This is a genomic window from Kribbella antiqua (assembly GCF_004345665.1).
GTDB classification, from domain to species: domain Bacteria; phylum Actinomycetota; class Actinomycetes; order Propionibacteriales; family Kribbellaceae; genus Kribbella; species Kribbella antiqua.
Genome location: NZ_SLWR01000007.1, coordinates 182,360 through 205,699, shown reverse-complemented (window position 1 = coordinate 205,699; position 23,340 = coordinate 182,360). Strand labels below are relative to the sequence as shown.

25 protein-coding genes, 1 tRNA gene and 2 pseudogenes are annotated in these 23,340 nt (G+C 67.6%); 14 read left to right on the top strand and 14 right to left on the bottom strand.

What is annotated here, in order from left to right; genetic code table 11:
• The first annotated feature begins 9 nt into the window (after positions 1-9).
• Positions 10-85, top strand: a tRNA-Ala gene (locus EV646_RS21055).
• Positions 86-586: 501 nt separating this feature from the next.
• Here EV646_RS21055 and EV646_RS21045 read toward each other — a convergent pair.
• The 3 genes from EV646_RS21045 to EV646_RS21030 all read right to left on the bottom strand — a co-directional run bounded on the left by EV646_RS21045 (position 587) and on the right by EV646_RS21030 (position 2,486).
• The gene (locus tag EV646_RS21045; RefSeq protein ID WP_132151107.1) at positions 587-1,090 is read right to left on the bottom strand and encodes a hypothetical protein; all 504 of its coding nucleotides are present in this window, start codon (positions 1,088-1,090) and stop codon (positions 587-589) included.
• Between the two features lies 1 nt (position 1,091).
• Positions 1,092-1,787 carry a DUF433 domain-containing protein gene (locus EV646_RS21040; protein ID WP_241996249.1) on the bottom strand — a complete coding sequence of 232 codons (696 nt, stop codon included), beginning with the start codon at positions 1,785-1,787 and terminating at the stop codon, positions 1,092-1,094.
• Positions 1,788-2,207: 420 nt separating this feature from the next.
• Entirely contained in the window at positions 2,208-2,486 is a 279-nt protein-coding gene (locus tag EV646_RS21030; protein WP_132151103.1) for a hypothetical protein, read from the bottom strand.
• Between the two features lie 172 nt (positions 2,487-2,658).
• Between EV646_RS21030 and EV646_RS21025 the strand changes: the two genes are divergently transcribed.
• Positions 2,659-3,141 (top strand): DinB family protein, encoded by a 483-nt coding sequence (locus EV646_RS21025; RefSeq protein ID WP_199237099.1) that lies wholly within the window; start codon positions 2,659-2,661, stop codon positions 3,139-3,141.
• Positions 3,142-3,286: 145 nt separating this feature from the next.
• Here EV646_RS21025 and EV646_RS21020 read toward each other — a convergent pair whose 3' ends face one another.
• Positions 3,287-3,754, bottom strand: a complete 468-nt coding sequence (locus EV646_RS21020; RefSeq protein ID WP_158290993.1) for an NUDIX hydrolase — start codon at positions 3,752-3,754, stop codon at positions 3,287-3,289.
• A gap of 185 nt (positions 3,755-3,939) precedes the next feature.
• Here EV646_RS21020 and EV646_RS21015 point away from each other — a divergent pair, with 185 nt between their 5' ends.
• The gene (locus tag EV646_RS21015) at positions 3,940-4,686 is read left to right on the top strand and encodes an aminoglycoside phosphotransferase family protein (RefSeq protein ID WP_241996248.1); all 747 of its coding nucleotides are present in this window, start codon (positions 3,940-3,942) and stop codon (positions 4,684-4,686) included.
• Positions 4,687-4,695: 9 nt separating this feature from the next.
• Here EV646_RS21015 and EV646_RS21010 read toward each other — a convergent pair whose 3' ends face one another.
• From EV646_RS21010 to EV646_RS40655, 3 genes and pseudogenes are all read right to left on the bottom strand, one after another.
• Positions 4,696-5,349 carry a dihydrofolate reductase family protein gene (locus EV646_RS21010; RefSeq protein WP_132151095.1) on the bottom strand — a complete coding sequence of 218 codons (654 nt, stop codon included), beginning with the start codon at positions 5,347-5,349 and terminating at the stop codon, positions 4,696-4,698.
• 271 nt (positions 5,350-5,620) lie between these two features.
• A complete protein-coding gene (locus EV646_RS40660) occupies positions 5,621-5,809 on the bottom strand; it encodes a winged helix-turn-helix transcriptional regulator (protein WP_277875123.1) in 189 nt (62 codons plus the stop codon).
• A 46-nt stretch (positions 5,810-5,855) separates the two neighbouring features.
• A pseudogene (locus tag EV646_RS40655) lies at positions 5,856-6,131 on the bottom strand (winged helix-turn-helix transcriptional regulator); the annotation flags it as partial.
• On the opposite strand from EV646_RS40655, the gene EV646_RS21000 reads away from it, so the two are divergent.
• The 5 genes and pseudogenes from EV646_RS21000 to EV646_RS20970 all read left to right on the top strand — a co-directional run bounded on the left by EV646_RS21000 (position 6,130) and on the right by EV646_RS20970 (position 10,774).
• Positions 6,130-6,960: an NAD(P)H-binding protein gene (locus tag EV646_RS21000; RefSeq protein WP_132151093.1), complete on the top strand. Its 831-nt coding sequence runs from the start codon at positions 6,130-6,132 to the stop codon at positions 6,958-6,960. The pseudogene EV646_RS40655 and the gene EV646_RS21000 sit on opposite strands and share 2 nt — an antisense overlap.
• 102 nt (positions 6,961-7,062) lie before the next feature.
• Positions 7,063-8,028: an Lrp/AsnC family transcriptional regulator gene (locus EV646_RS20995; protein ID WP_199237098.1), complete on the top strand. Its 966-nt coding sequence runs from the start codon at positions 7,063-7,065 to the stop codon at positions 8,026-8,028.
• 29 nt (positions 8,029-8,057) lie between these two features.
• Positions 8,058-8,846, top strand: a pseudogene (locus EV646_RS20990) (LLM class flavin-dependent oxidoreductase).
• Between the two features lie 304 nt (positions 8,847-9,150).
• Positions 9,151-9,768 carry an FMN-binding negative transcriptional regulator gene (locus tag EV646_RS20980; RefSeq protein ID WP_132151089.1) on the top strand — a complete coding sequence of 206 codons (618 nt, stop codon included), beginning with the start codon at positions 9,151-9,153 and terminating at the stop codon, positions 9,766-9,768.
• A 343-nt stretch (positions 9,769-10,111) separates the two neighbouring features.
• Positions 10,112-10,774 carry a VanZ family protein gene (locus tag EV646_RS20970; RefSeq protein ID WP_132151087.1) on the top strand — a complete coding sequence of 221 codons (663 nt, stop codon included), beginning with the start codon at positions 10,112-10,114 and terminating at the stop codon, positions 10,772-10,774.
• An 86-nt stretch (positions 10,775-10,860) separates the two neighbouring features.
• Here EV646_RS20970 and EV646_RS20965 read toward each other — a convergent pair whose 3' ends face one another.
• Positions 10,861-11,472: a pentapeptide repeat-containing protein gene (locus tag EV646_RS20965; RefSeq protein ID WP_132151085.1), complete on the bottom strand. Its 612-nt coding sequence runs from the start codon at positions 11,470-11,472 to the stop codon at positions 10,861-10,863.
• Positions 11,473-11,589: 117 nt separating this feature from the next.
• On the opposite strand from EV646_RS20965, the gene EV646_RS20960 reads away from it, so the two are divergent.
• Both EV646_RS20960 and EV646_RS20955 read left to right on the top strand, forming a co-directional pair.
• A complete protein-coding gene (locus EV646_RS20960) occupies positions 11,590-12,477 on the top strand; it encodes an NAD-dependent epimerase/dehydratase family protein (protein ID WP_241996215.1) in 888 nt (295 codons plus the stop codon).
• Positions 12,478-12,584: 107 nt separating this feature from the next.
• Positions 12,585-13,337 carry a protein phosphatase 2C domain-containing protein gene (locus tag EV646_RS20955; protein WP_241996214.1) on the top strand — a complete coding sequence of 251 codons (753 nt, stop codon included), beginning with the start codon at positions 12,585-12,587 and terminating at the stop codon, positions 13,335-13,337.
• A gap of 8 nt (positions 13,338-13,345) precedes the next feature.
• On the opposite strand, the gene EV646_RS20950 is transcribed toward EV646_RS20955, so the two are convergent.
• From EV646_RS20950 to EV646_RS20940, 3 genes are all read right to left on the bottom strand, one after another.
• Positions 13,346-14,233, bottom strand: a complete 888-nt coding sequence (locus tag EV646_RS20950; protein WP_132151083.1) for a DUF4328 domain-containing protein — start codon at positions 14,231-14,233, stop codon at positions 13,346-13,348.
• 229 nt (positions 14,234-14,462) lie between these two features.
• The gene (locus EV646_RS20945) at positions 14,463-16,004 is read right to left on the bottom strand and encodes a glycerol-3-phosphate dehydrogenase/oxidase (RefSeq protein WP_132151081.1); all 1,542 of its coding nucleotides are present in this window, start codon (positions 16,002-16,004) and stop codon (positions 14,463-14,465) included.
• Positions 16,001-16,621 (bottom strand): TetR/AcrR family transcriptional regulator, encoded by a 621-nt coding sequence (locus EV646_RS20940; RefSeq protein ID WP_132151536.1) that lies wholly within the window; start codon positions 16,619-16,621, stop codon positions 16,001-16,003. The genes EV646_RS20945 and EV646_RS20940 overlap by 4 nt, the downstream gene beginning before the upstream one ends.
• A 118-nt stretch (positions 16,622-16,739) precedes the next feature.
• Here EV646_RS20940 and EV646_RS20935 point away from each other — a divergent pair, with 118 nt between their 5' ends.
• From EV646_RS20935 to EV646_RS20925, 3 genes are all read left to right on the top strand, one after another.
• Complete coding sequence (locus EV646_RS20935; protein WP_132151079.1) at positions 16,740-18,296, top strand: FAD-binding oxidoreductase; 1,557 nt, start codon at positions 16,740-16,742, stop codon at positions 18,294-18,296.
• A gap of 141 nt (positions 18,297-18,437) precedes the next feature.
• Entirely contained in the window at positions 18,438-19,157 is a 720-nt protein-coding gene (locus EV646_RS20930) for an SDR family NAD(P)-dependent oxidoreductase (protein WP_132151077.1), read from the top strand.
• On the top strand, positions 19,154-20,188 hold the full coding sequence (locus tag EV646_RS20925; RefSeq protein ID WP_132151075.1) for an S-adenosylmethionine:tRNA ribosyltransferase-isomerase: 1,035 nt from the start codon (positions 19,154-19,156) through the stop codon (positions 20,186-20,188). Before EV646_RS20930 ends, EV646_RS20925 begins: the two co-directional genes overlap by 4 nt.
• A gap of 364 nt (positions 20,189-20,552) precedes the next feature.
• Here the strand turns inward: EV646_RS20925 and EV646_RS20920 are convergent, their stop codons facing one another.
• Both EV646_RS20920 and EV646_RS20915 read right to left on the bottom strand, forming a co-directional pair.
• Positions 20,553-21,488, bottom strand: coding sequence for an aldo/keto reductase (locus EV646_RS20920; RefSeq protein ID WP_132151073.1), 936 nt, complete (start codon positions 21,486-21,488; stop codon positions 20,553-20,555).
• The gene (locus tag EV646_RS20915) at positions 21,488-22,096 is read right to left on the bottom strand and encodes a TetR/AcrR family transcriptional regulator (RefSeq protein ID WP_199237095.1); all 609 of its coding nucleotides are present in this window, start codon (positions 22,094-22,096) and stop codon (positions 21,488-21,490) included. The genes EV646_RS20920 and EV646_RS20915 overlap by 1 nt, the downstream gene beginning before the upstream one ends.
• 46 nt (positions 22,097-22,142) lie before the next feature.
• On the opposite strand from EV646_RS20915, the gene EV646_RS20910 reads away from it, so the two are divergent.
• A complete protein-coding gene (locus EV646_RS20910) occupies positions 22,143-22,559 on the top strand; it encodes a PPOX class F420-dependent oxidoreductase (protein ID WP_132151069.1) in 417 nt (138 codons plus the stop codon).
• Here the strand turns inward: EV646_RS20910 and EV646_RS20905 are convergent.
• Complete coding sequence (locus tag EV646_RS20905) at positions 22,556-23,332, bottom strand: sugar phosphate isomerase/epimerase family protein (protein ID WP_132151067.1); 777 nt, start codon at positions 23,330-23,332, stop codon at positions 22,556-22,558. The genes EV646_RS20910 and EV646_RS20905 overlap by 4 nt on opposite strands.
• Between the last annotated feature and the right edge of the window lie 8 nt (positions 23,333-23,340).

Below are 23,340 nucleotides of genomic sequence, written 5' to 3'. Positions count from 1 at the left end.
CTCCCCCGCGGGGGCGTAGCTCAACTGGCAGAGCACTGCCTTTGCAAGGCAGGGGTTAGGGGTTCAAGTCCCCTCGTCTCCACCACCGCGTTCATGCAGGTCAGAGCGCGATTCACAGCACGCAGCACCGGCGCCGTTGGCCTCGTTCAGAGGCTGCGTGCCCTAACTCCGTGTCGCTAATCGAGATGCACCGCGACGACCGCACGTACGAGTGGCGGACGGTCGAAGCTGTGCCGCTCGGCCACTCCGCCTAGCTCCCCGGTCTCTCTGCCGAGTTTGGCTCTTATGGATCAAGGCGCGCCTTCGGCGCGCGGCCCCGGACTGCGGGCGCGCCGGGGCGCCGTACTCGCTGGTGCCCACCAGCAGGACGCTTCCCCGTCCACGCGATCCAACTGCCAATGACCGGCGTGCTTGGCGTCTGACCGCCGGTTAGCCCCGTCCCCCTGGCCGCTCGATTGTCCGGCCACCACGACACACGTCAAGAGCGCAGAGCGTCCCTACGGGATCGAACAAGTTCGACTCTTGACCTGCGCCGCGCTGACCTGGGTTTGCAGCTGTCAGGAGGACGCGGCAAGTCTGGAGAGGGTCACTCAAAGATGGGAGTGTCTAACTCCTCATCGGTCACCTTCACTTGCTCATAGAGCTCAGACACATCGGCGCGCCGACGATGCGCCGCTTCTTCAAAGTACTGCCAAGCATCATCCGGCTGAGGAGACCTCGGCTTGCCGGTCCTAAAGACCTGTGCCTTGCCTGGCGTCACACGCTTGAGAACTGCTGGCAGGTGCAGGAGAACGGATCCTGTGGCTCTCAAAGGGTCGTCGCCGAGCCCCTCTATCGCGAACACGGCGATCCTCGCCTTGACTATGGCCGCGATCTCCGGCGGTACCCACAGCATCCTGTAGTTGTTGCTGATAAGACCGTGCCACCCAGCCTGATGGAGGTAGATGATCAGCCGCCGGTCATCTAGGTCACAGAGCCTTGGTTCGATCTTGAACAGCGGCTTCAGCTCCGTGTTTGGGAAGTACTCGGCCACGTCCAGGACAAACGGCGGGAAGTTCTGGTCCAATGCGAACCTCAGCCGCTCTGTCACCTCAGGCTGCAATCCCTGCGGCACTCGACAGTTGAGCTTCGAGATCGATGGCTTGCTCTACGGCCGCGTGCTCGATCTCGTACATGGCTGCGATGCGGTCAGCGTTGAAACCCCGCTCGTGAAGCGCCGCGATAGTTCTGGTTGTGATCCGGGAGCGCTCGACGTGAGGTTCCCCAGCAACCTTGAGAGGCACGATGCGAAGGTGACTTCTCGGGCGAAGTAGGTGCGGTCCGACTAGGCCCGCAACTGTGTACGGCTTGAGCAGGTCGAGGTAATCGGCTCCAAGCTTGAGGGTCTGTCTCCCCGCCGTATCGACGAACTCGCCTGTCGGGAGCTCGATCCAGAGTTTCCCCGTGCGGTCGACGCTCAGCCCTGTCGCTGTTTGCGTCCCTAGTTCACCCGACCACAGATCGAGACCATGCGCCTCCATGAACGTGAGCGTCGTGCGCACCTCGCTCATCGGGGTCGCACGGACCTTAGCGCCGTCGTCGGCCTCCTTCGGGTGGCGAAGCCACGACACCATCCGTAGTTGGATCAGGTCGGCATAGGACCAGAGCTTCTCGCGAACGGGTGAGATGGATGGCGTGACGACACCCTTCCGTGACCAGTCATAGACCGTCGACAGTGGCACGCCAGCTAGCGCGGCTGCGCGAGGTGCCTCATAGCAACCTTCGCCCGCTGCAAGCATCATCATCATCTTCGACACTCTCCGAGTATCCATGGTCAGACCTTCGGTCACTAGGGCAGCTTGCCGCGCGGCGTGCCCTCCGCGTGCCCCGGCAACGGGGTCGGCCGGTCGCTCACGGGGTGGAACCAGCCAAGTCCACACTGAGGGATCTAGCGCTCAGGCGAGCGGGAGCGGCACAACTGCCTTTGCAAGGCGGGGGTTAGGGGTTCAAGTCCCCTCGTCTCCACCACCGCGTTCATGCAGGTCAGAGCGCGATTGACGGCACGCAGAGCCGTCACGCTCGGCTTCGTTCAGAGGCTGCCTGCTCCCCGCGTGCTCTCTCCCGGTCGATCTCAGCCACTCTCGCCGATTCGTCCGCGTCGAGCCATCGGAGGGTTAGGGACGGCGCAAACGGGCGGGCCATCCCACGAGGCGAACCGTTGATTACGGCTACCGACGGGGCTGCTGCTTGTCGGCCAAGTAGAAGTCCCTACTGAAGACTGTGGCCCTCTTCGTGGCTTCCTTGAATGTGTCCGTGCGGAACCACTGCATCGCGCGCTCGAGATCCTCTGCGTGGATGTGGAACAGCGCCGCATTCGGGTTGTCGATGTCTCGATAGACCGGGCCGTCGGTCATTCCATAGGAGCGACGATCGTCGACGTGATCGTAATGCGTCTTCAGCCAGGCGTCGTAGTCCTCAGCCTCGACGCGAACCATAATGTCCGGCATCTCCCCTCCCTCTGGGCAACGCGCCTGGCCGCAATTGGCAGACGCCCTCCCCTACCACCGAGATTAACAGCAGCAGCCGTCGCCGGCGTTCGGGGTCGGTGGGCAGCAGGTGTTGTCGTACGTCGATCGTATTGTCGGGCGCATGGGATTTACGTCGCCTGTGGAGCGGGCCGTGCCGGATCGTTTGGCTGACGAGCGCGGCTCGCTGACGCAGCAGCTCGACTTCCACCGCGCCACCCTGCTGCGCAAGCTGGAAGGGCTCGAGGGCGAGTCGCTTCGGCGGCCGATGACGGCGTCTGGACTCAGCCTGCTGGGGTTGGTTAAGCATCTGGCCGAGACGGAGCATGGCTGGTTCCTCAAGATCTATGGAGGCTTGCCGGAGCCAGATCTGTTCCCGGGCGACGGTGACCCGGATGCGGAGTTTCGCGTCGGTCCCGATGAGACGGCCGACGCCCTGGTCGGGCATTACCTACGGACCTGCGAGCGGGCCCGGGCCGTCGTGGCCGCCGGCGGGCTCGACGACGTGGTCACGACGCCGTGGGGAGCGGAGGTCAACCTGCGGGCGATCCTGGTCCATATGATCCAGGAAACCGCGCGGCACAATGGTCACGCCGACATCATCCGAGAGGCCATCGACGGCACAACAGGCCATTGAAAGTCCGTCTCACAACTGGGTGAATACCTCGGCGCCTGGGCGGGCGCAGTCGTGCGGGTGGGACCCAGCTCTAGGCGTGCCCCAACGAGAACGTTCCAGCGGGCTCGACCGGTCATCAACGGGGTTCAACCGGTCGAGCCACGCGTCAGAGGCAGAGCGTTGCGAGCGCGGCATCTATGGGGAACAGATCGGCCAGCGCCTCCCTTGGGCTCCACCACACGCCGTCAGACATCTCGTCATTCGGCGTGAAGGGCTGCGGCGACTCGATGTGTCCCCGGTAGATCGCGAGGTATTCAAGTCGGTCGTCGGGCGCGACACGAATCATTGCCACCCCGGCGAGTTCGAGGTTGTCTGCGCGCTGTCCGCTCTCTTCCGCAAGCTCACGTACCGCGGCTTCGCGAGGTGACTCGCCTGGATCGAGCATGCCACCTGGTAACTCCCAGGCTTGCCGATACCGGTTGAAGACCATGAGGCATTCATGACCGCACCAGAGCACAACGAGGGAAGCAGTCAGCGGCACTGATGGATCTAGGCCATCGAGTTCGTCCTCGCGGAGCCGCTCGAACCTCAGGAGCGCGGACCCGTCAGCGTTCTGCACCGGAAGCTGATACACGATCGACGAGTCTTCCATTCTTCGCCGTGCGGCCGCGCGCGGTGACCGCGCTGTGGTCCCGGTTGCGCGTCGTACAACTCAGGGCTCGGTCGGTGGTGTGCACGAGGTCGACTGACAGCGGGACGCGGTCGACCGCGTTGTAGCGCGCGAGAAATCCGGTGACGTTGGTGGTCGTCGCCTCGATAATGGCCGGCGTGGAGGAGGTTGAGGTTGTTGTTGCGCATAGCGAGCGGGCGACGCTGCGTGTTGGTGATGTGTTTCTGAAGGTCGACGCTGATCAGGCGCGCATCGACGTCGAGGTCGAGGCTCTGGGGATGGCGCCGATTCCGACTCCGGAGGTGCTGTGGCGGAAGCCGCACGTACTCGCGCTTGCCGCCGTCCCCGGGACGGCACTCGGCCGCTTGGGAGAACCGTCGACCGCGTCGCCGGCGGCGTGGGCTGCGGCGGGTGCCGCCGTGCGGATGCTGCACGACGCGCCGCTGCCGCCATGGAGCGGTCGGAGCGTCGATGAGATCGCAGCGCACCTCGACGGCGAATGCGAGTGGCTCATCACGAACGGCGTACTTCCCGCCGACCTGGTCACGCGCAATCGCGAGATTGCCGAGGCTGCGCTGCGGCCGTGGACACCGGTGTTCACGCATGGGGACCTGCAGATCAGCCATGTTTTCGTCGACGGCGACAATGTCACCGGCGTGATCGACTGGTCCGAGGCGAGCCAGGGCGATGCGATGTACGACCTCGCCAGCTTGACGCTCGGACACGAGGAGCACCTTGACGACCTCCTCGCCGGCTACGGCACCGACATCGACCTCGACGTGATCCGCGCGTGGTGGTCGCTGCGAAGCCTGCGGGCGTCCCGCTGGCTCGTCGAGCACGGCTTCGACCCATCCTCACCAGGCTGCGAGTTCGACGTACTCAGATCCCGGATGTGAGAACCCGCCTCATCCTTGCGGCGAGATTCGGTATTTGAGGTGGGTGACGCCGGGGGCCTCGATGGCTCGGAGTTGTTCCAGGCGGACATTGGCGTCCGCGAGGTTGTCCAGGAGGCGGGAGCCGGCGCCGAGGAAGATTGGGACGACGTGTAGCTCGAGCTCGTCCAGGAGGCCTGCTGCCAGGTACTGCTGGGCGACGTCGCCGCCGCCCCAGAGCATGACGTCCTTGTTGCCGGCGGCCCTCTTTGCTTGCTCGAGGGCGGACTCGATGCCGTCGGTGACGAAGTGGAATGTGGTGCCGCCCTCCATCACCACCGGATCGCGCGGGTAGTGGGTGATGACGAAGACGGGATAGTGGTACGGCGGGTTGTCGCCCCACCAGCCAGTCCATTGCTCGTCGCCCCAGTCACCACCGCCGATGGGGCCGAACATGTTGCGGCCCATCACCCCGGCGCCGATGTTCTCGCGTGCCTCCTCGAATACCGCTGTGCTCTCGTTCTCCTCGCCGCCCTGCTCGCCGTGGGATCGGCGCCAGGCGGCCAGCGGAACCACCCAGTCGTGCAGTCGCTCGCCACCCTCGCCGAGCGGGTTCTCCTCGGTCTGGTTGGGACCGGCGACGTAACCGTCCAGCGAGATCGAGATGTCACACCTGAGCTTGCTCATCGTGCCTCCTCAGTCGGCCGCCCCGCCATCCGGAGCAGTCAACGCATAGTCGGCACCGGTCCAGCCGTCTTGACATCGCCGCGGAGCACCGACTGGGGAGCTATGCCTGCTCCGGCCCGCGTGGATGCAGTCGCTTGTCCAGCCAGCGTGGCCACCGTGGCCAGCGGTGCTCCCACTCCCACTTCCACGACTCATTGGCGAACCCGACAGGGTCGACGGCGATCACGCACTTGCCGCTGACCAGAAGTCATGCCGGCTGCGTCTGGACCCGTTAGCGGATGTCGTTGTCGGGGTGGAGTTCGTCGTACTGGTGGCGTGATTCGGCGATGGCGGGGCGGTGGGTGAGGGACCAGTCGGCGAGGGCTTTGACCAGGTGGGTGAGGCTGGCGCCGGTGTCGGTGAGGCGGTAGTCGACCTGGGCTGGGACGGTTGGGTAGACGGTGCGGAGCGAGTCCGTCACGTTCCAGCCTGCGCACGGTGAGAGTGAGCATGCGCTGGGAGATGCCGTCGATCGCGCGTTGCAGTTGCCGGAATCGGCGCGGACCGCCGGCGAGTTCGACGATCACGAGTACCGACCACTTGTCGCCGATCCGGTCCAGCACATCGCGGATCCCGCAGTCCGGGTGGTCTGCGCGGCCGCAGGGATCGATGTCGGCGGATTGGGCGGTTACCTCAGTGTGCGCAGGTGACACCGAACTGCCTCCTTGTGGCCGGTACGTGTGCGAATCAGGATCAAGCCTAGTTACCGAAGAGAACCACGACGGGAGACTGGGGACTGACATGATCTTGGTGACCGGAGCGAATGGGAACCTCGGCTCGGCCACTCTGGCGGCGCTGCGAGCCCGCGGTGCGACTGCGACAGGTGGCAGTCGTACGCCGGGCGACGGGATGCGGCGGCTCGATTTCGACGACCCCGCCGGCCTTGACCTTGCCGGTGTATCGACGCTGGTGCTGATCTCCGCCGGCTATGCCGAGGACGACCAGGTCGTCAGGCGGCACGCGGCGGTTCTGGATGCTGCCGCCCGCGACGGCGTCGGGCATGTCGTCTACACGAGCCTGACCGGTGCCGGCGACCATCTCGGCTTCGCCCTGGCGCATCGTGCGACCGAACAGCTCGTACGCGCGTCTGGCCTGCCGTGGACGATCCTGCGCAACGGTCTGTACGCCGAACTGTTCGGTGGACTGCTGATGTGGAGCGCCGACGGGGTCGAGTCCGCGTTCGGCGACGGATCGTTGGCTGCGGTCGCCCGTGCGGACCTCGCCGAGGCCGCGGCGATCATCGCGGCGGATCCGGCGCATCACAGCGGGCACACCTTTGAGTTGACCGGTACGCCGATCACGGTAGCGGACGTAGCCGACCGGCTCGGAGTCGCCCACCGGACCATCGGCCTTGCCGAGTACCGGCGCAGACTCCTCAACGGGGATTTGCTGACGTTCCAGCCGCCGATGCTCGCCTCGATCGCGACCGGCATCCGGCACGGCTTCCTGGGCAGCACCAGCCCCGACCTCGCTGACATCCTCGGCCGACCAGTCAGCGACCCACTGGCCACCGCTGTCGCAGTCGCCTCTGCCACGAGACCGGTCCACACAACGGCGGGCAGCACGACGTGAGGGTGGTCCTGTCGCCGCCCCGGATCGACTCCCCGCCCGATGGCGCTGTCTGTGCACATCTGTGGACAAGTCTGGGGATATCTAGCGCGATACAGTCATGCAGTGGCTGAATCCGTCACCATCGACGACGTGGACCGAGGGCTGGTGCACGCGTTGAAGGTCGACGGCCGTGTGCCCTTCAGTGCCGTCGCCGAGGTGCTGGGGGTTTCGGAGCACACCATTGCCCGCCGGTATCGGCGGCTGCGTGGGAACGGCGTACTGCGCGTGGTCGGCACCGCCAACGGACTCCGCCTCGGCTATCGCTCGTGGACCATCCGCATTCGGTGCACGCCTGATGCCGCGGTACCGATTGCAGCGGCGCTGGCGCGTCGGACGGACACCTACTGGATTCATGTCCTGTCCGGTGGCACCGAGATCAGTTGCAATTGCCAGCCGTCGAGTGCGGATCAGTTGCTGATCGAGAACCTTCCCCGTCGCCGCGGCGTACTCGGAGTGAGCGCCCACGAACTCCTACCGGGCTCGTTCCACCCGCCGCGATGGGGCGCGATCGAGCACCTGGGAGCGGAACAGCGCGCACGCCTCCGTCGACCGGAACCGGACCTGCTGACCGAGCAGGTCGTCCTCGAGGCGCCGGATCACCGGATGCTCGACGGCCTCCGGGCCGACGGGCGTGCGACGTACGCCGAACTCGTACGGGCGACCGGCTGGTCGCAGTCGACCGTCGCCCGGCGGCTGGATCATCTACGCCGTACAGGTGTGCTGACCTTCGATGTGGAGATACCGCCGGCGGCGCTGGGCTACCGGGTCGAGGCACGGCTGTGGATGGCGGTCCAGCCTGCTGCGCTCGTGGCTACCGCCGAGAGTCTCGCCGGACATCGCGAGGTTTCGTTCGTCGCGGTCACGACGGGCCCTACCAATCTCGTTGCCCAGGTCATCTGCCATGACTCCCTCGACCTGTACCGCTATCTCACCGAAGAGGTCGCCGGGCTGCCCGGCGTGAACAGCGTGGAAACCGCGCCGGTTCTGCACACCGTCAAGGGCTTCCACAGCCGAGGACCGGCGGAATAGAGCCCGAGGGGCCTGAGGTTGGTGCCGGTATGACAGTTGAGATCGGGGTCATTTTGCCGACGTCGTCGCCGGAGGCGGGGCGGGCGATTCTGGGGGATGTGCGGGAGAGTGCGCGGTTTGCCGAGGAGGTGGGGCTGGACTCGGTGTGGTCGACGGATCACCTGATCGCGAGTGCGCCGATGCTGGACAGTTCCGTCGTACTGGCGACCGCGGCGGCCGTGACGGAGCGGATCACGGTGGGGTTCAACGTGATGCTGCTAGCGCTGCGGCCGGTCGCGTGGGCGGCGAAATAGGTGAACACGCTGCAGTTGGTGTCCGGCAATCGGCTCGTGCTCGGTGTCGGCACGGGCAATCCGGCGCACGGTGACATCGGGTGGCGCGCTGCGGGAAGGTCGTTCAAGGACCGCGGCCGGCTGACGGACGAGGCGCTTGCCGTCCTTCCTGATCTCATCGCAGGCAAGCCGACGGTGCTCGAGGACGGGCTCGAAGCCACCCTCGCGCCGGGCTCAGACGTGCCGCCGATCGTTGTCGCCGGCAACGGCAAGGCGGCGTTCCGACGGGCCGCGCAGTACGGCGACGGCTGGGCCACGATCGCGATGTCGCCGGAAGAAGTCGCCGCCAGCCTCGCCGAGATCAACCGCCAGGCCGCCGAGCTGGGCCGTCCGCCGCTGAAGGCAACCGTGGTAGCGCCTCAAGTCGACAAATTGGCGGCGTACGAAGCGGCCGGCACGCAGCGCGTGATCCTCCCACCCACCGGCGACTGGCGCCGCGACTACGAACAAGCCGCCGAACTCCGCGCCACCCAGGGACGAGTCTGAAATGCCCGGAGCTGTAGTTGTCGGAGCCGGGCCGGGATCGGCCTCGCGGTCGCCCAGCGGTTCGCGCGCGAGGGCCTGACGGTCGGGCTGATCGCTCGATCCGAGCAGACCGTGAAGGCGGCAGCCGACGCGCTCGCCGGCGCCGACTTGTCGACACGCGGCCACCTCGACGCGTGGGCGGTCAACGTCTTCATACTCAGCCCCGGGCTGAGTGGGAGCACGAGGTCGTTCACTGAGGTGGACTGGTCGACTCGCGGCGGATTGGACCTGTTGGGGTCTGGTTGGCGGCGGTCAGACTGTGCCGGTGTACGTCCCCACGCATTTCGCCCCTGACGACGAAGCGGTCCACGAGCTGCTTGCCCACCACGGCGCCGCCGATCTGGTCACGATGACCGAGGACGGCCTGGTGGCGACGATGCTGCCGTTCGTCTACGACCGCTCCCGCAACGTCCTGCTCGGACACCTTGCCCGCAACAACGATCACTGGCAGCGCACGGTGATCGGCGACGCGCTGGTGATCATGCGCGGACCGGACGCCTACATCTCGCCGACCTGGTACGCCTCCAAACGCGACCACGGCCGCGTCGTCCCGACCTGGAACTACATCACCGCCCACGTCCACGGAACCATGACCGTGTACGACGACCCGGCCTGGGTCGAGGACGTCGTACGGCGCCTGTCGGACCACCACGAGGCAGGACGCGCGGAGCCGTGGTCGGTAGACGACGCTCCGAAGAAGTTCATCACCGGCCAACTGCGGGCGATCGTCGGAGTCGAGATCGCGATCAAGCGGATCGAGGCCAAGTTCAAACTCAGCCAGAACCGGCCGGACGCCGACATCGACGGCGTGATCGCAGGCCTCCACGCCGAAGGCGACGAGCCCTCAGCGGCCGCCGTTGCCCGGCGCCGGCCTACTGGCTGAGCAGGCCGCGGCGGAAGGCTTCGGCGACGGCGGAAGCGCGGTCGGGGACATCGAGTTTGGCGTAGACGTTGATCAGACGGGTCTTGACCGATCGGTTGATTCCAGCGTCAGGATTCGAGCCGCCCGGTTGAGTCGAGCCGCTGGGCAAGCAAATGATCGTTGCCCTGAGCACCTTCCTTTCGTGACAGTTTGTGCTCGGATTGTCACGGAGCGTTTGCGGATCCGTGCAGATGTCCGGATTCCCCTGGCGAGCGGCGGATACGACAGCTGATCGTCTTGTCAGGAAGTGATCTGACGAGGAAGAGATCGAGTCAGCCGGTCGACCACAGGAGGCTCCGGACGCGTGCTCGAGACTTATCGCGGCATCCCGCACCTACTCGATACCTGGCTCGTACTGACCGGCATGGCGCTGCCGATCGCCCTCTCGTCGCTGCGGCGGCCGGGTGAGCTCGTCCCCCGGCTGGCGGCGTTCTGCGTGCCGCCCGCCTTCGCGCTCGTCCTGGCGGCGACGCTCAGCCCGACCGCCCTCCGGTTGGGCGTGATCGGACAGTGCGGCACCCACCTGACCACGACCGGTGGGCTCACCTCGATCCAGGGCGCGCTCAACGTCGTCCTGTTCGTCCCGGCCGCCGGCATGCTCACGCTGGCGAGCGGCCGCCCGGCCGACGGCATCGCCGCCGGGATCGGGCTGTCGGCTGCGGTCGAGGCGGTCCAGGCGCTCATCCCGCAGCTCGGCCGCTCGTGCCAGCTGCACGACCTGATCGCGAACACGCTCGGCGCGTTCGCCGGCGTCGGCCTCGCCGCGGGCCTCCAGACCATCACCCGGGCTCGCCACCTGGTGGCTCCGGCGTACGTCGTGGAGCACGCCGCGCTGCTCGTCGTACAAGCGGGTCGGCGGTCGGCTCGGCACCGGCGCGGACAGCTGATGCCCCGCCCAGTACCCCGCCCGGTCCCCGTCCCGGTCGCCCGGTCGTCGACCCCGATCGCGCGTGAACCCGGGTGGTGATCGAAGTTATCCGGATGGTTATCCACAGGTTGTGGATGAAACGGGGGATGACCGCGCGACTACGTGGAGATATCCACAGGCCCGCGCTACGGGCGCACGTCCAGGCCCAGGGCAGTGGCGATCACCATGGCCTGGGTGACGTCCACCCGGGCGTCCTTCAGCGTGACGGTGAGCGGGTCGAGGGTGGACAGGTCGGAGCCGCGGAGGTCCGTGCCGGTCAGGTCGGCACGCTGGAGCGAGGCCCCGGACAGGTCGAGATCCCGCAGCACGGCCTTGCCCGCGCGTACGCCGGTCAGGTCGGCCTCACGGAGTTTGAGACCGGTGAGCTCCGTCCCGCGCAGATCCGCGCCTGGCAGCCCGGCGAACGACCAGTCGCCACCGGACACCTTCATCAGGTTGTAGGTGCAGTCGTCGAAGAAGCTGCCGACCAGCTTGCACCGGGTGAACGTGGTGTCGAAGAACGAGCACCGGACGAACGTGCAGTTCACGAACGCGGCGTCGGTGTGCGTCGAGGCGTTGAACCGCACCCCGCGGAACGTGCACTCGTCGAAGACGCCGCCGCGGTTGTGCACCTCGGTCAGATCGGAATCGACGAACAGCACCCGCGTGTAGGTCTGCCCGGACGGGTCGGCGTCGTCCCAGTCCCGGATCGTCGACTCGGTGGGCACCGCCGGTCGCCCCTGCGCTCGGTCCGCCATACGTCGTCCTTCGGCTCGTCGGAAGGTCTCAGCCTTGCATCCGGCGCCGACAATTCTGTGATCGGTACGACGGACAACGTTCAGCCGACCGACAAGTCCGGGGCGCACGATGGAAGCATGACCGGCACTGAGCGGGTGATGGTGTTCGGCGCGGGAGGCTTCCTCGGCGCCAGGATCTGCGCACTGCTCGCCGACCGCGGGATCGAGTACCGCGGCCTGAGCCGGAGCCGGGGTGAGCCGTACCGGCTGTGCGACCTGGCCGCGATGCACCCGTACGCCCTGGACACCCAGATCGGCATGTACAAGCCGACCGTGATCGTGAACGCGGCCGGCGCCACGCTCGGCGACCCCGCGACCCTGGTCCGGGCGAACGTGATCGCCGTCGATGCCCTGCTCGCCTCGTTCCATGACCAGGCCAGCCACGCCCGCTTCGTCCAGCTCGGCTCCGCCGCGGAGTACGGCGGTGCGCCGCAAGGCACGAGCCAGGATGAGGAGACCGAGCCCACACCGGCCGGGCCGTACGGCCTGACCAAGCTGGCCGGCACCGAACTCGTCGTACGTGCCCAGCGCAACGGCGCCGACGCGGTGGTGCTGCGGGTGTTCGACGTCATCGGTCCCGCCGCGCCCGAGAGCACGCTCACCGGTCGCGTCATCCGGGATCTGCGGTCCCGGCAGACGATCGAGGCCGGGGCGCTGGACGTCTGGCGGGACTTCGTGGACGTCCGGGACGTCGCCGAGGCGGTGCTGGCAGTGGCATTGGCGGACGCCAAGCTGCCGCCGGTGCTGAACGTCGGCACCGGGCGGGCGACGCTGGCACGGGACGTGGCCGGTCAATTGTTCGAGCTGAGCGGTCAGCCGGCCAAGATCGTCGAGGATCCGAGCGACGGCGTACCTCCGGCGGCCTGGCAGCAGGCGGACATCACGCTGATCGGCAAGCACCTCGGCTGGTCCCCCAAGATCTCCCTCGAACAATCCCTAGCCGACAGCTGGGCCGCCCGCGAGTAATCGCATTTGGTGGGTCCCCACCAGCTTGTGGGTTGGCCCATGGAATACCGCCGGGGAACCCACCATTTGGTAGGTGAACCCACCAAAGAGTGGCGGAGACTGGGTGGGTGGAGATCCGGTTGTTCAGCCAGCCCGCGCCTGACCGGCGGCCGCCCGTGGTGAACGAGGATCTCGTGCTGAGCGGTCCGGACTTCGTCGTCGTACTGGACGGCGCCACCGCGCCCGCCGGAGTCGAGTCCGGCTGCGAGCACACAGTCGCCTGGCTGGTCGGGCAGCTCGCTGGTCAGCTCGCGCCGCCGCTGCTCGGCCGATCGACCGCTCCGCTTGCGGACCTTCTGGCCGACGCGATCGCCGCGGTCGGCACCGTTCACGCCGACAGTTGCGACCTCGCCAACCCCGACAGCCCGTCGTCCACCGTCGCGATGGTCCGGGTACGCCCGGACGTCGTCGAGCACCTCGTCCTCGCCGACTCACCCGTCGTCGTCAGGTCACCGGCCGGCGACATCGACGTCCACCACGACGACCGGATCGAACTCCTCCCCGACCGATCGCTGGCGACCGTCCGCCGCCTCCGCAACCAGCCCGGCGGTTTCTGGGTAGCGAGCACCCAGCCGAAAGCGGCCTACGAAGCCGTCACCGGTACGACGGATCGCGCCGACGTCGAGGTGATCGCCGTACTGACGGATGGCGCGTCGCGGTATGCCGAGCGGTACGGGCACAGCTGGGCGGACCTGGTCGACGTACTCACCACGGAAGGTCCCCGCGAGCTCGTCGCTCGCGTCCGCGCGTACGACGAAGCCGCGCACAGCTTCCGGGGCAAGCGGTACGACGACGCGACCGCCGTACTGTGCTCGATCTAGGGTTCGATCTAGCGACGGGGGAACGTCGGGCCGGGGTTGTTGTAGCGCGGCGCGTACTGCGGGGGCTCCGGCGGCTGTGGAGGAGGAGGCAGTACCGCGCCAGGCGGTGGAATGTTGGCGGCGCGGTCATGCTGCCACTGGCTGACCTGCAGCAAGAGCATTGACGCGGCGACGGCCGAGGTGATCAGGAGGACTGTCGCCACGGTGAAGCCGATGTCGACCGCCAGCGCGACCCGGACCATGAAGTCCTGCAGGTCGTAGATGTCGACGTAGTTGCCGGTCGCGTCGGCGGCGTCGGCGGCGTCGACCAGCCGGACGATCCACACGATGAAGCTGACGAACGCGAGACTGCCACCCCCGACCACGATCACCCAGAAGCCCACCCAGGTCGCCCACCAGGTGTACAGCAGTGCACGGGCCCCGCTCGGCCGGTACATCCCTGGCTGCTCCGCCGGCTCGCTCTCCTTGACGACGTCCTGGACGATCTGCAGCGGGTACCAGAACTGCACGATCGGGCAGAACCACGAGCCGACGAGCCACCCCTGCGAGTGCCGATGCGGGCCGGTCCGCTGTCCGTACGGCGCGGCGACGGGCCTCGGCGCGAAGGGTGAGCGGAGGAACTCGGTGTTCTCCCGCGCCTGCCAGAGCCAGATCAGAAAGGCGACACCGGTGCCGAGCAGCACGTAGCTGACCAGGTTGAGCAACACGCTGGTGCCGGTGAACGACTCGACCGCCCGGTCGATCTCCTCCTCCGACAGCAATCCGTAGACGAGCCGCTTCACGTCGTCGTACGACGCCCACATCAGCGCTGCCTGCACCACGGCGGCGACCGCGCTCAGTCCCATCAGCACGATGCTGACGAGCGCGATCTTCCGCAACGGCCGATACCGCGGCATGGGCGGACCCGCGAAACGCACTGGTGGCCCCGTGAACTGCACCGGCGGTCCCCCATACGGCCCCGGATACGGCCCTGGCGCACCCGGATGTGGCGCCGAAGACCCGTTCGCGCTGGGATACGGCGCGGGAGCCCCCGGATGCGGCCCCGGATACGGCTGCGTCACCTCGTCCACCTCCCCTGCAGCGAGGTTAACCCGGCCAGGGGACCGTTGTTATCCACAGGTGGAGTCACACAGCAGCGAAGGCCTCGCGTACGGCGGGCAGCGCCAGTTCCCGGTCCGCCGCGGACAACCCGATCCGCGTCCGACGGTCCAGTACGTCGTCCTCGGTCAGCGCCCCCTCATGCCGTACGGCGAACAACAGTTCGGCGAATGTCGTCCGAATCCCAGGCGCGATCGGCTCCAGCAACGATGCCGGCCCGGCGATCACGTCCAGCGCCTCCACGCCGTACCGCTGCACGAACCGCGACGGCGCCCGGACGGCCGCCAACTGCGCCCTATCAGCCGCTCCCACCAACGGGATTCGATGCGTCAGACACGGCCGCCGTACGGCGGAACCCGACGACTGCAGGGCGGTGTCGAGTGCGTCCTGCGCCATCCGCCGATAGGTCGTGAGCTTCCCGCCGACGATCGTCACGAGCCCGTCCTCGCTCGTGATCACCGCGTGTCGCCGGGAGATGTCCGCCGTCTTGTCCTCGCCGCGATGATGGCCGGTGTCGAGCAGTGGACGCAGACCGGCGTACGTCCCGAGCAGGTCCGCCCGCGTCAGCGGCGTCCGCACCGCGCTGTTGATCGTGTCCAGCAGGAAGTCGATCTCCGGTTCCGTCGCCCGCGGTACGTCGCTCACCGGGCCGGGCGCGTCCTCGTCGGTCAGCCCGACGTACACCCGGTCGTCCGGCGCCGGAATCGCCATCACGACCCGGCGGAGCTCCCCCGGCACCGGCACGGTCAGGATGGCGGACAGCCCGCCGAAGGCCGACTGCGGCAGCACCAGATGCGTCCCCCGGCTCGGCCGGAGTTTGATGCCTGAGGCAACCTGATCGGCCCAGATCCCGGCCGCGTTGATCACCATGGTCGCGTCGACGTCGACCCGATGACCAGTCAACTGATCAACCAGTACGGCGCCTCGGCCGGTGACTTCGGTCGCCGCGACCCGCGTGAGCACCCGGGCGCCGTACAGCGCCGCGGTACGCGCGATCGCCACCACCAGCCGCGCGTCGTCGTACAGCTGGCCGTCCCAGGTCAGGAATCCGCCGCGCAGGCCGTCCGGTCGCAGTGTCGGCGCGTACCGGAGGAGCTCCGCCGAACTGATCCGGCGCGAGTGCGGCAGGTAGTCGCCACTGGTCCGCGCGAACGTGCGCACGATGTCGCCGCCGAGGAACGCGCTCCGCAACATCGCTGCCTGCGCGAACTTTGCCTGCGGCAACCAAGGCGCGATCTGCGGGACCGGGTGGACGAGATGTGGCGCGGTCGTCTTCATCAGGATGCCGCGCTCGACCGCGCTCTCGTACGCGATCCCGATGTGACCGGACACGAGGTACCGCAGCCCGCCGTGCACCAGCTTCGAGCTCCACCGGCTGGTGCCGAACGCGAGGTCGTGCTTCTCCACCAGGGCAACGGTCAGGCCACGCGCGGCCGCGTCCAGGGCGACGCCGGCGCCGGTGACCCCGCCGCCGATGACCAGGACGTCGACCTTGCCGGTCGTCTCCAGCCAGTCGAGCTCGCGGGCGCGGCGAGCCGCGTTCAGGCTGGCGTTGCCCACGCTGATCATGGCGTCAGGTACCTCGTGAGCATCACCCGCAGCTCCTCGTCGAGCTTCGGGTACTCATCGGGTTCCGCCATCACCGGCCCGGACACCGCCGAGGCCATCGAGACGAGAATGATCTGCCGGGCCAGCCAGACCGGGTCGCCGTCCTTGATCGAACCGTCGGCCTGCCCCAGCTTGATGCCCTCTTCGAGCAGCGCGAGATGCGCGACCGTGCTGCTGCCGCGGCGCTCCAGCAGGTACGGCGTGAGGAATTCGGGGTCGAGCTCGATGATCTTGCGCATCAACGGGTGCACCCGGGTGTTCGCGACGACCTCGACCACACCCTCGACCAGCCGGGAGCGAGCATCCGCTGTGTCCGGCTGGAAGGCGGACACCAGCGCGGTCGTCCACTCGCGTGTCATCAGCGCGGCGACCACGGCCTGCACGTTCGGCCAGCGGCGGTAGAGCGTCGCGCGGGAGACCTCGGCGTGCCGGGCGATATCGGCCATCGTCATCCGGCGCATGCCGATCGCGAGCAACAGCTCGTAGGCCGCGTCCAGGATCCGCTCCTCGCCGATCGCGTTCGCGGGGGTGGGACGCGTGCTGGTCTCGGAGTCGGGTTCGCTGTTACGCTGAGACATCACACGTCAGAGTGTATCAGCGACTTCGGCGTCCCGGAACGATCCAGGGGAGGTGGAAGCCAGGGGGTTCCACCTCCCCTGGACGCTACCGCGCGCGCCCAGCATTTTGGAGACTTCCATGACCGAGTCGGACCTCCCGGTGGTGCAACTCACTCCCGGCCGCTGGGGCGATCCCGCCCACCCGGTCGCACTCCCGTCGGCGGCGGTCGAGGCGCTGAAGCATCTCGGCGTACGACGTCCTGCGACGGCTGCTGTGGATCCGGTGGACCGGCCGGGGCTGAGGCCCTCGCAGCAGGCGTTTCTCGAGGGTGTTGTCGGTGTCGATCAAGTGAAGACCGACCTCGAGACGCGGTGGGGTCATACCCGCGGATACTCGACTCCGGACCTGCTCAGGCATCGTGCGGGCGACACCTCGGACATGCCGGACGCTGTGATTTATCCGGGCTCGCATGACGACGTACTGGCATTGCTGGCTGGGTGTGCGGCTCACGATCTGGCGGTGGTTCCGTACGCAGGCGGTACGTCGGTGGTCGGTGGACTGGCTGCTTCGCGGCGGTTTGTGACCGTCGATCTGCGTCGGCTGGATCAGCTGGTCACTATCGACGAAGTGTCGCGGACGGCGACACTGCAGGCCGGCGTGCGTGGGCCTGCCGCCGAGGCGTTGCTGGCGGAGCGCGGTTACACGCTGGGCCACTTTCCACAGTCGTATGAGGGCGCTTCGATCGGTGGGTATGCGGCGGCGCGGTCGAGTGGGCAGTCGTCGGCCGGGTACGGGCGCTTCGATCAGATGGTGGTCGGGCTGACGCTGGCGACTCCGCGCGGGACGATCGAGCTGGGTCGCGCGCCGATGTCCGCGGCTGGACCGGATCTGCGGCAATTGGTGCTCGGGTCGGAGGGAGCGTTCGGGATCATCACGTCGGTGGTGGTGCGGATCCGGCCGCGGCCGACCGAGCGGCACTTCGAGGGCTGGCGGTTCGAGGACTTCGCGGCTGGGCTGACCGCGATCCGGCGGCTGGCGCAGGACGGTCCGTTGCCGACCGTGCTGCGGTTGTCCGACGAGGCCGAGACGGCGGTCAACCTGGCCGATCCGGATGTGCTGGGTGGCGGGTCCGGCGGCGTACTGGCGATCGTCGGTTTCGACGGGCCGTACAACGCCTTGACGGCCGAGGTGCTGACCGCGGCCGGTGGGCAGAACCTCGGCGAAGGTCCGGGCGAGCTGTGGCGAGTCGGACGGTATCGAGCGCCGTACCTGCGCGATCCCTTGCTGGACGAGGGCGCGCTGGTCGAGACCCTCGAGACAGCCACCTTCTGGTCTCGCGTTCCTGCTTTGAAGTCAGCGGTCACCGAAGCGCTGGTGAAGTCTTTGTCCGCGCAGGGCACTCCACCGCTGGTGCTCTGCCATGTGTCGCATGTGTATGAGACCGGCGCATCCCTCTACTTCACCGTGCTCTGCGCCCAGACCGACGATCCCGTCACCCAATGGCGTACGGCGAAGTCGGCCGCAAGCGAAGCGATCGCCGCAGCCGGCGGCACGATCACGCACCACCACGGCATCGGCACCGACCACCGGGACGCCTACGCAGCCGAGATCGGCCCCCTCGCGGCGGAAGCCCTGCAGGCGGTGAAGAAAGTGCTCGACCCGGACGGCGTGATGAACCCGGGCATTCTGCTCTGATCGCTCACGGCGGTCACAGTCGATCGCACACTCCCCACAGTCGACGTCCGCACCCCCGCGTGGCAGGTCGGCAGACGGCACGTTGGCTTCAGTCGCGGTGCTCTTGACCTAAAGTCGACTTGAAGTATGACAGTGAACGGCATGAGTCCTGAACTGTCCAACCGTCCTGTCGCTCTCATCACCGGCGCGTCCGCCGGGCTCGGGCTGGCGCTCGCGCACGGCCTGGCCGACCGTGGCTGGGCGTTGATCATCGACGCCCGCGGTGCCGACGCACTGAAGGACGCCGCCGACGCGCTGGCCGACCGCGCCGACGTCGTACCGCTTGCCGGCGACGTGACCGATGCCAACCACCGGGCGGACCTCGTGGAAGCCGTGACCGAGCTCGGGCGCCTCGACCTGCTGATCAACAACGCGAGCTACCTCGGGCCCAGTCCGCTGCAGCCGTTGGGTGAAGCCGACCTGGACGAGCTGCGCCGCGTCTACGAGACCGACGTGGTCGCACCGATCGCCCTCACCCAGGCACTGCTCCCAGAACTCACCGCAGCGTCCGGCATCGTCCTCAACATCAGCTCCGACGCAGCTGTCGAAGCATACGAAGGCTGGGGCGGCTACGGCTCTGCCAAAGCAGCTCTCGACCACGCCACCAGAGTGCTCGCCGCCGAGCACCCGTCCCTGGCCGTGTACGCCGTCGACCCCGGTGACCTCCGTACGGCGATGCACCAGGCTGCGTTCCCCGGTGAAGACATCTCCGATCGCCCTGAGCCGGCAAGCGTCGTACCGGCGTTTCTGCAACTGCTGGACAGCCGTCCGGCGAGTGGTCGCTACCGGGCAGCGGAGTTCGCTCCGGCGGTGACGCTGTGAGGGTGCATCCCCACACCCACTTCGTTCTGCCCGACTCGCTGAACGCCACCGAACCGCCTGAGGCCAGAGGGCTGTCGCGGGATCAGGTGAAGCTGCTGGTCGCGGAGGGGTCGACCGTCACGCACACCCGGTTCGACCGCATCGGCGAACACCTGCGGCCGGGTGACCTCCTGCTGGTGAACACCTCCGGCACACTGCCCGCGGCAGTCGACGGCACGTGGATCACCGGTGCCGGCGTGGCTCCGGTCGTCGTGCACTTCTCCACTGCGCTCGACGACGGCACCTGGGTGGTCGAGCTGCGCAGCGATGGCGCGCCTGTGTTCGGTGGTGCGGCTGGCGACCGGGTTGAACTGCCAGAGGGCGTGCTCACACTGCTGTCGCCGTACGAGTCGGACTCCAACCGCTTGTGGGTCGCGAAGCCACCGGTGCAGGACGTGCTCGGCTATCTGCAGCGTCACGGCCGTCCGATCACGTACAAGTACGTCGGCCGGCAGTGGCCGCTCGCGTCGTACCAGACTGTCTTCGCACGCGAGCCCGGAAGTGCTGAGATGCCCAGCGCTGCAAGGCCTTTCAGCTTCGAGCTGGTGAGTCACCTGGCCTCGCAGGGCGTGCTGATCGCGCCGATCCTGCTGCACTGCGGTGTGTCCTCGCTGGAGAGCCACGAACCACCTCTGCCCGAGCGGTACGACGTACCGGCGCACACCGCTCGCCTGGTGAACTGGGTGAAGGCCAACGGCGGTCGCATCATCGCCGTAGGCACCACAGCGGTGCGTGCGATCGAGTCAGCCGTTGCCACTGACGGCTCGGTCACTGCTGCCCACGGCTGGACGGACCTGGTCCTCGGCCCGGACCACCCGGTCTCCGTGGTCGACGGCCTCATCACCGGCATGCACGCGCCCGACGCGTCCCATCTGCTCCTGCTGGAGTCCGTCGTCGGCGACGACACAGTCCAACGCGCGTACGACGCGGCACTGCAGCGCGGCTACCTCTGGCACGAATTCGGCGACGTCTGCCTCATGCTGCGAGGCTGACGCCGGGTGGCGGCGCTAGCCACCCGGCGCGTTGTCAGCTCTCGGCGGTTTCGAGCTGTTGTGGTGCGTCTTGATCCGATGGTCGGTCGAGCACGGCAGTCGCACCGGCGGTTCCCAGTGCTCCGGCTGCCGTCAGCTCACCCGGGAGGGCGAAAGTGCCTTCGTTTCCGGGGCGGGCTCGTTTGTCCACCGCGCGCGGGCTCACCGCGACCACCGCTCAGGCATACAGAAGTTCATCCTGATGTCCTTACCGCTCAGGTCCCCCGTCGGGACTCCACCCAGTACGACGACCGTCCCCCGCCCGACGTCATGCCTGTTCACAAAACTGAGCACAGATTGTGGCCTAGGCCAATTATTTCAATCTTCAACGGCCCTCGATCCGGGCGGGGTCGAGCAGGTCCGGCGTGATGAAGTCATGCGGGAAGCCGAGGGTGAAGTCCGTCGCCGCCTCCAGCCGTCGTACGGCGTCCTCCGGCAGGGCTAGCTCGATCGCGGCGAGGTTGTCCGCGAGTTGCTCGGGGGAACTGGCACCCACCAACGGATGCACCGCCCGCGAACGTGCTCGCGTCCACGCGAGGGCGACCTGGGCGGGCGTCGCATCGAGCTTGCCGGCGACGTCTGCCAGGACGCTGACAACCTTTCGCTCGCGTTCGTCGGCGGCTGCATCAGCGGGCCGGGCGAGTTTGCCATGGGCAAGGGGTGCCCACGCGGCTACGGTCATACCGAACGATTCGGCCATCGGCAGCAGTTCACGCTCGATGTCTCGCTGGAGCAGGCTATATGGGACCTGCAGGCCGGCGAATGCCGACCAGTCCCGCCACTCGGCCAGGGTGTTGCCTCGGGCAACGATCCAGGCTGGTGCGTCGGAGATACCGGCGTACAGGATCTTTCCGGCCCGGACGGCGTCGTCGAGGGCGTGCAGCGTCTCATCGATCGGGGTGTGCCGCTCCCAGTAGTGCACCCAGTAGATGTCGAGGTAGTCGGTCCGGAGCCGGCGCAGGCTGGACTCGAGCGCGAGGCGGAAGTTCTTCCGGTGGTTGCCGGTGGCATTGATGTCGGTTTTGTCCCGGGACAGCGTGTACTTCGACGCGAGTACGAACCGGTCCCGACGCCCGGTCAGCACCTCGCCGAGGATGTCCTCGCTGGGACCGTAGGCGTCCGCCGTGTCGATCATGTTGCCGCCGGCATCGGCGTACCGGTCGACGATCGGCAGCGCCTGCTCGACACTGGTGAATCGCATGGTGCCGAGGAAGAGCTCGGAGACTCGCAGGCCAGTTGGGCCGAACAGTCGGTAGCGCATCAGCCGGCGTACCCGTGCAGGAACGCGTGGACGCCGGTGGTGACGGCTTCGGTGACTTCGTCGGGGGTCATGGATCCTCCGCGGTAGGACGGGTTGGCGCCGGAGATGAGCAGCGAGAAGTGCAGGGCGGCGCGCATCGGGTCGTCGATCCGCAGCAGTCCGGGTTCGGCTTCGGCGATGGCGGTCAGGCGGGCGGCGAGAGCACGTCGTACGGCGATCGGGCCGGCCTCCTGCCAGGCGTCGATCGCCTCCTGCGGAATGTGGCCGGCTTCGGCGTTGACCTGACGGACAAGGGAGGAGTGCTCGGCGTAGTCCGGCATCGGGGTCCGCCAGGCGATGCCGAACTCGATCAGGTCGGCTTCCAGGTCGGTGATCTCGCCGAGGTACTGCTCGACGATCGCCAGTTGTGCGGCGGCGACCTTGGTCGCACTCTCCTGGATCACCGCGCGGAACAGCCCGGCCTTGTCACCGAAGTGGTTGTAGAGCGTCCGCGTCGATACGCCCGCCTCAGCCGCGATCACGTCGATGCTCGCCCGCGCGTAACCGTCCCGCGCAAACACCGTCAACGCACCGGCCAGCACCTCCTGCCGCTTGGCAGCTCGCGCCACGATCTCCTCCTGGTCAAATTACAACGCTCGTTGTACTTTAGCAGACATGGCATTCACCGAAGAAGAACTCACCTACCTGAAATCCCAGCCGCTGGCCCGGATCGCGACCGTCGGTCCGGACGGCCAGCCGGACGTCGTGCCGGTTGGCTTCGAGTACGACGGCACCTACTTCTACGTCGGCGGCATCGACCCGGACAGCACCCGCAAGGTCCGCAACGTCCGCGCCGGCCACACCCAGGTCGCCCTCGTCATCGACGACCTCGTCTCCACCAACCCCTGGTCCCCCCGCTTCCTCCGCATTTACGGCACCGCCGAAGTCATCCCCCGCCAAGGCCGCTTCGGCGAAACCACCAACCTCCGCATCACCCCCACCCAAAGCTGGAGCTGGCACCTCTCCGGCCATCCACTGGACCACGACGCCGAGGAGTTCGCTCCTCGCCGCACCGTCCACAGCCGGCCCTAGGGGGCGGCCGAGTCCAGCCAGGCCTGGGTGGCCGGGAGGGTCTCCTCCAGGGGTGGGAGGTGGGGGTGCCACTTGAGTTCCCATTCGAGGGAGAGGGGGTGGGGGGTGCCGGCTAGGGATTGGAGGAGGAGCTGGATGGGGTAGTCGCCGTCGGGGATGGCGACAGGGCGGAAGTTTTGGGTGGAGTCGGATTGCTTGATCTGGACGAATTCGAGCCAGGGTTCGAGCAGGGCGAAGGACTCGGCGGGGGTTTCGCCGTGGGACCAGGTGTGGGCGCTGTCCCAGATGACCTTGGTGTTGTGGCCCGGGACGTTCGCGTCGAGCAGGGTGCAGAGGGCGGCCATCTTCCGGCCGGCGGAGTGCGAGTCGTGGGTTTCCAACAGGATGTGGACATCCCTGGGGGCAGTCGTGACCCGGTCGAGGGCGCGGTACTCGCCGGGCGTGGGTGAGTCCGCCGTACCGGTGACCTCATCGCCGGGGAAGACCCGGACGCCGCGGGCGCCGAGATCGAAGGCGAGTTCGAGGTGGGGCTCGAGCGGTTGGTCCTCGACCGCGCAGAGCTTGACGTAGCTGCTGACCGCGAGGATCTCCAGCCCGGCGTCCTCGATCCGGGTCCGCAACTCCCGCCGCTGCGCGGCGGTCAGTCCGACATGGGTGAACTCGTCGTCCGCGGCGCGCAACTCGAGCCCGGAAATATCGTTGCTCTTGGCAAGCTCCAGGACGCTCTCGAGCGGCTCTCCGTGACAACCGAGGGTGCTGAAGGCGAATCGCATTCGCTCAG

What these genes read in the sequence shown, in the direction of transcription:
- EV646_RS21040 (WP_241996249.1), bottom strand. Translation starts at nt 1,787, where the DNA reads ATGATGATGATGCTTGCAGCGGGCGAAGGTTGCTATGAGGCACCTCGC.
- EV646_RS21030 (WP_132151103.1), bottom strand. Translation starts at nt 2,486, where the DNA reads ATGCCGGACATTATGGTTCGCGTCGAGGCTGAGGACTACGACGCCTGG.
- EV646_RS21015 (WP_241996248.1), top strand. Translation starts at nt 3,940, where the DNA reads ATGGCCGGCGTGGAGGAGGTTGAGGTTGTTGTTGCGCATAGCGAGCGG.
- EV646_RS21010 (WP_132151095.1), bottom strand. Translation starts at nt 5,349, where the DNA reads ATGAGCAAGCTCAGGTGTGACATCTCGATCTCGCTGGACGGTTACGTC.
- EV646_RS21000 (WP_132151093.1), top strand. Translation starts at nt 6,130, where the DNA reads ATGATCTTGGTGACCGGAGCGAATGGGAACCTCGGCTCGGCCACTCTG.
- EV646_RS20965 (WP_132151085.1), bottom strand. Translation starts at nt 11,472, where the DNA reads ATGGCGGACCGAGCGCAGGGGCGACCGGCGGTGCCCACCGAGTCGACG.
- EV646_RS20960 (WP_241996215.1), top strand. Translation starts at nt 11,590, where the DNA reads ATGACCGGCACTGAGCGGGTGATGGTGTTCGGCGCGGGAGGCTTCCTC.
- EV646_RS20950 (WP_132151083.1), bottom strand. Translation starts at nt 14,233, where the DNA reads ATGCCGCGGTATCGGCCGTTGCGGAAGATCGCGCTCGTCAGCATCGTG.
- EV646_RS20945 (WP_132151081.1), bottom strand. Translation starts at nt 16,004, where the DNA reads ATGATCAGCGTGGGCAACGCCAGCCTGAACGCGGCTCGCCGCGCCCGC.
- EV646_RS20940 (WP_132151536.1), bottom strand. Translation starts at nt 16,621, where the DNA reads ATGTCTCAGCGTAACAGCGAACCCGACTCCGAGACCAGCACGCGTCCC.
- EV646_RS20935 (WP_132151079.1), top strand. Translation starts at nt 16,740, where the DNA reads ATGACCGAGTCGGACCTCCCGGTGGTGCAACTCACTCCCGGCCGCTGG.
- EV646_RS20930 (WP_132151077.1), top strand. Translation starts at nt 18,438, where the DNA reads ATGAGTCCTGAACTGTCCAACCGTCCTGTCGCTCTCATCACCGGCGCG.
- EV646_RS20920 (WP_132151073.1), bottom strand. Translation starts at nt 21,488, where the DNA reads ATGCGCTACCGACTGTTCGGCCCAACTGGCCTGCGAGTCTCCGAGCTC.
- EV646_RS20910 (WP_132151069.1), top strand. Translation starts at nt 22,143, where the DNA reads ATGGCATTCACCGAAGAAGAACTCACCTACCTGAAATCCCAGCCGCTG.
- EV646_RS20905 (WP_132151067.1), bottom strand. Translation starts at nt 23,332, where the DNA reads ATGCGATTCGCCTTCAGCACCCTCGGTTGTCACGGAGAGCCGCTCGAG.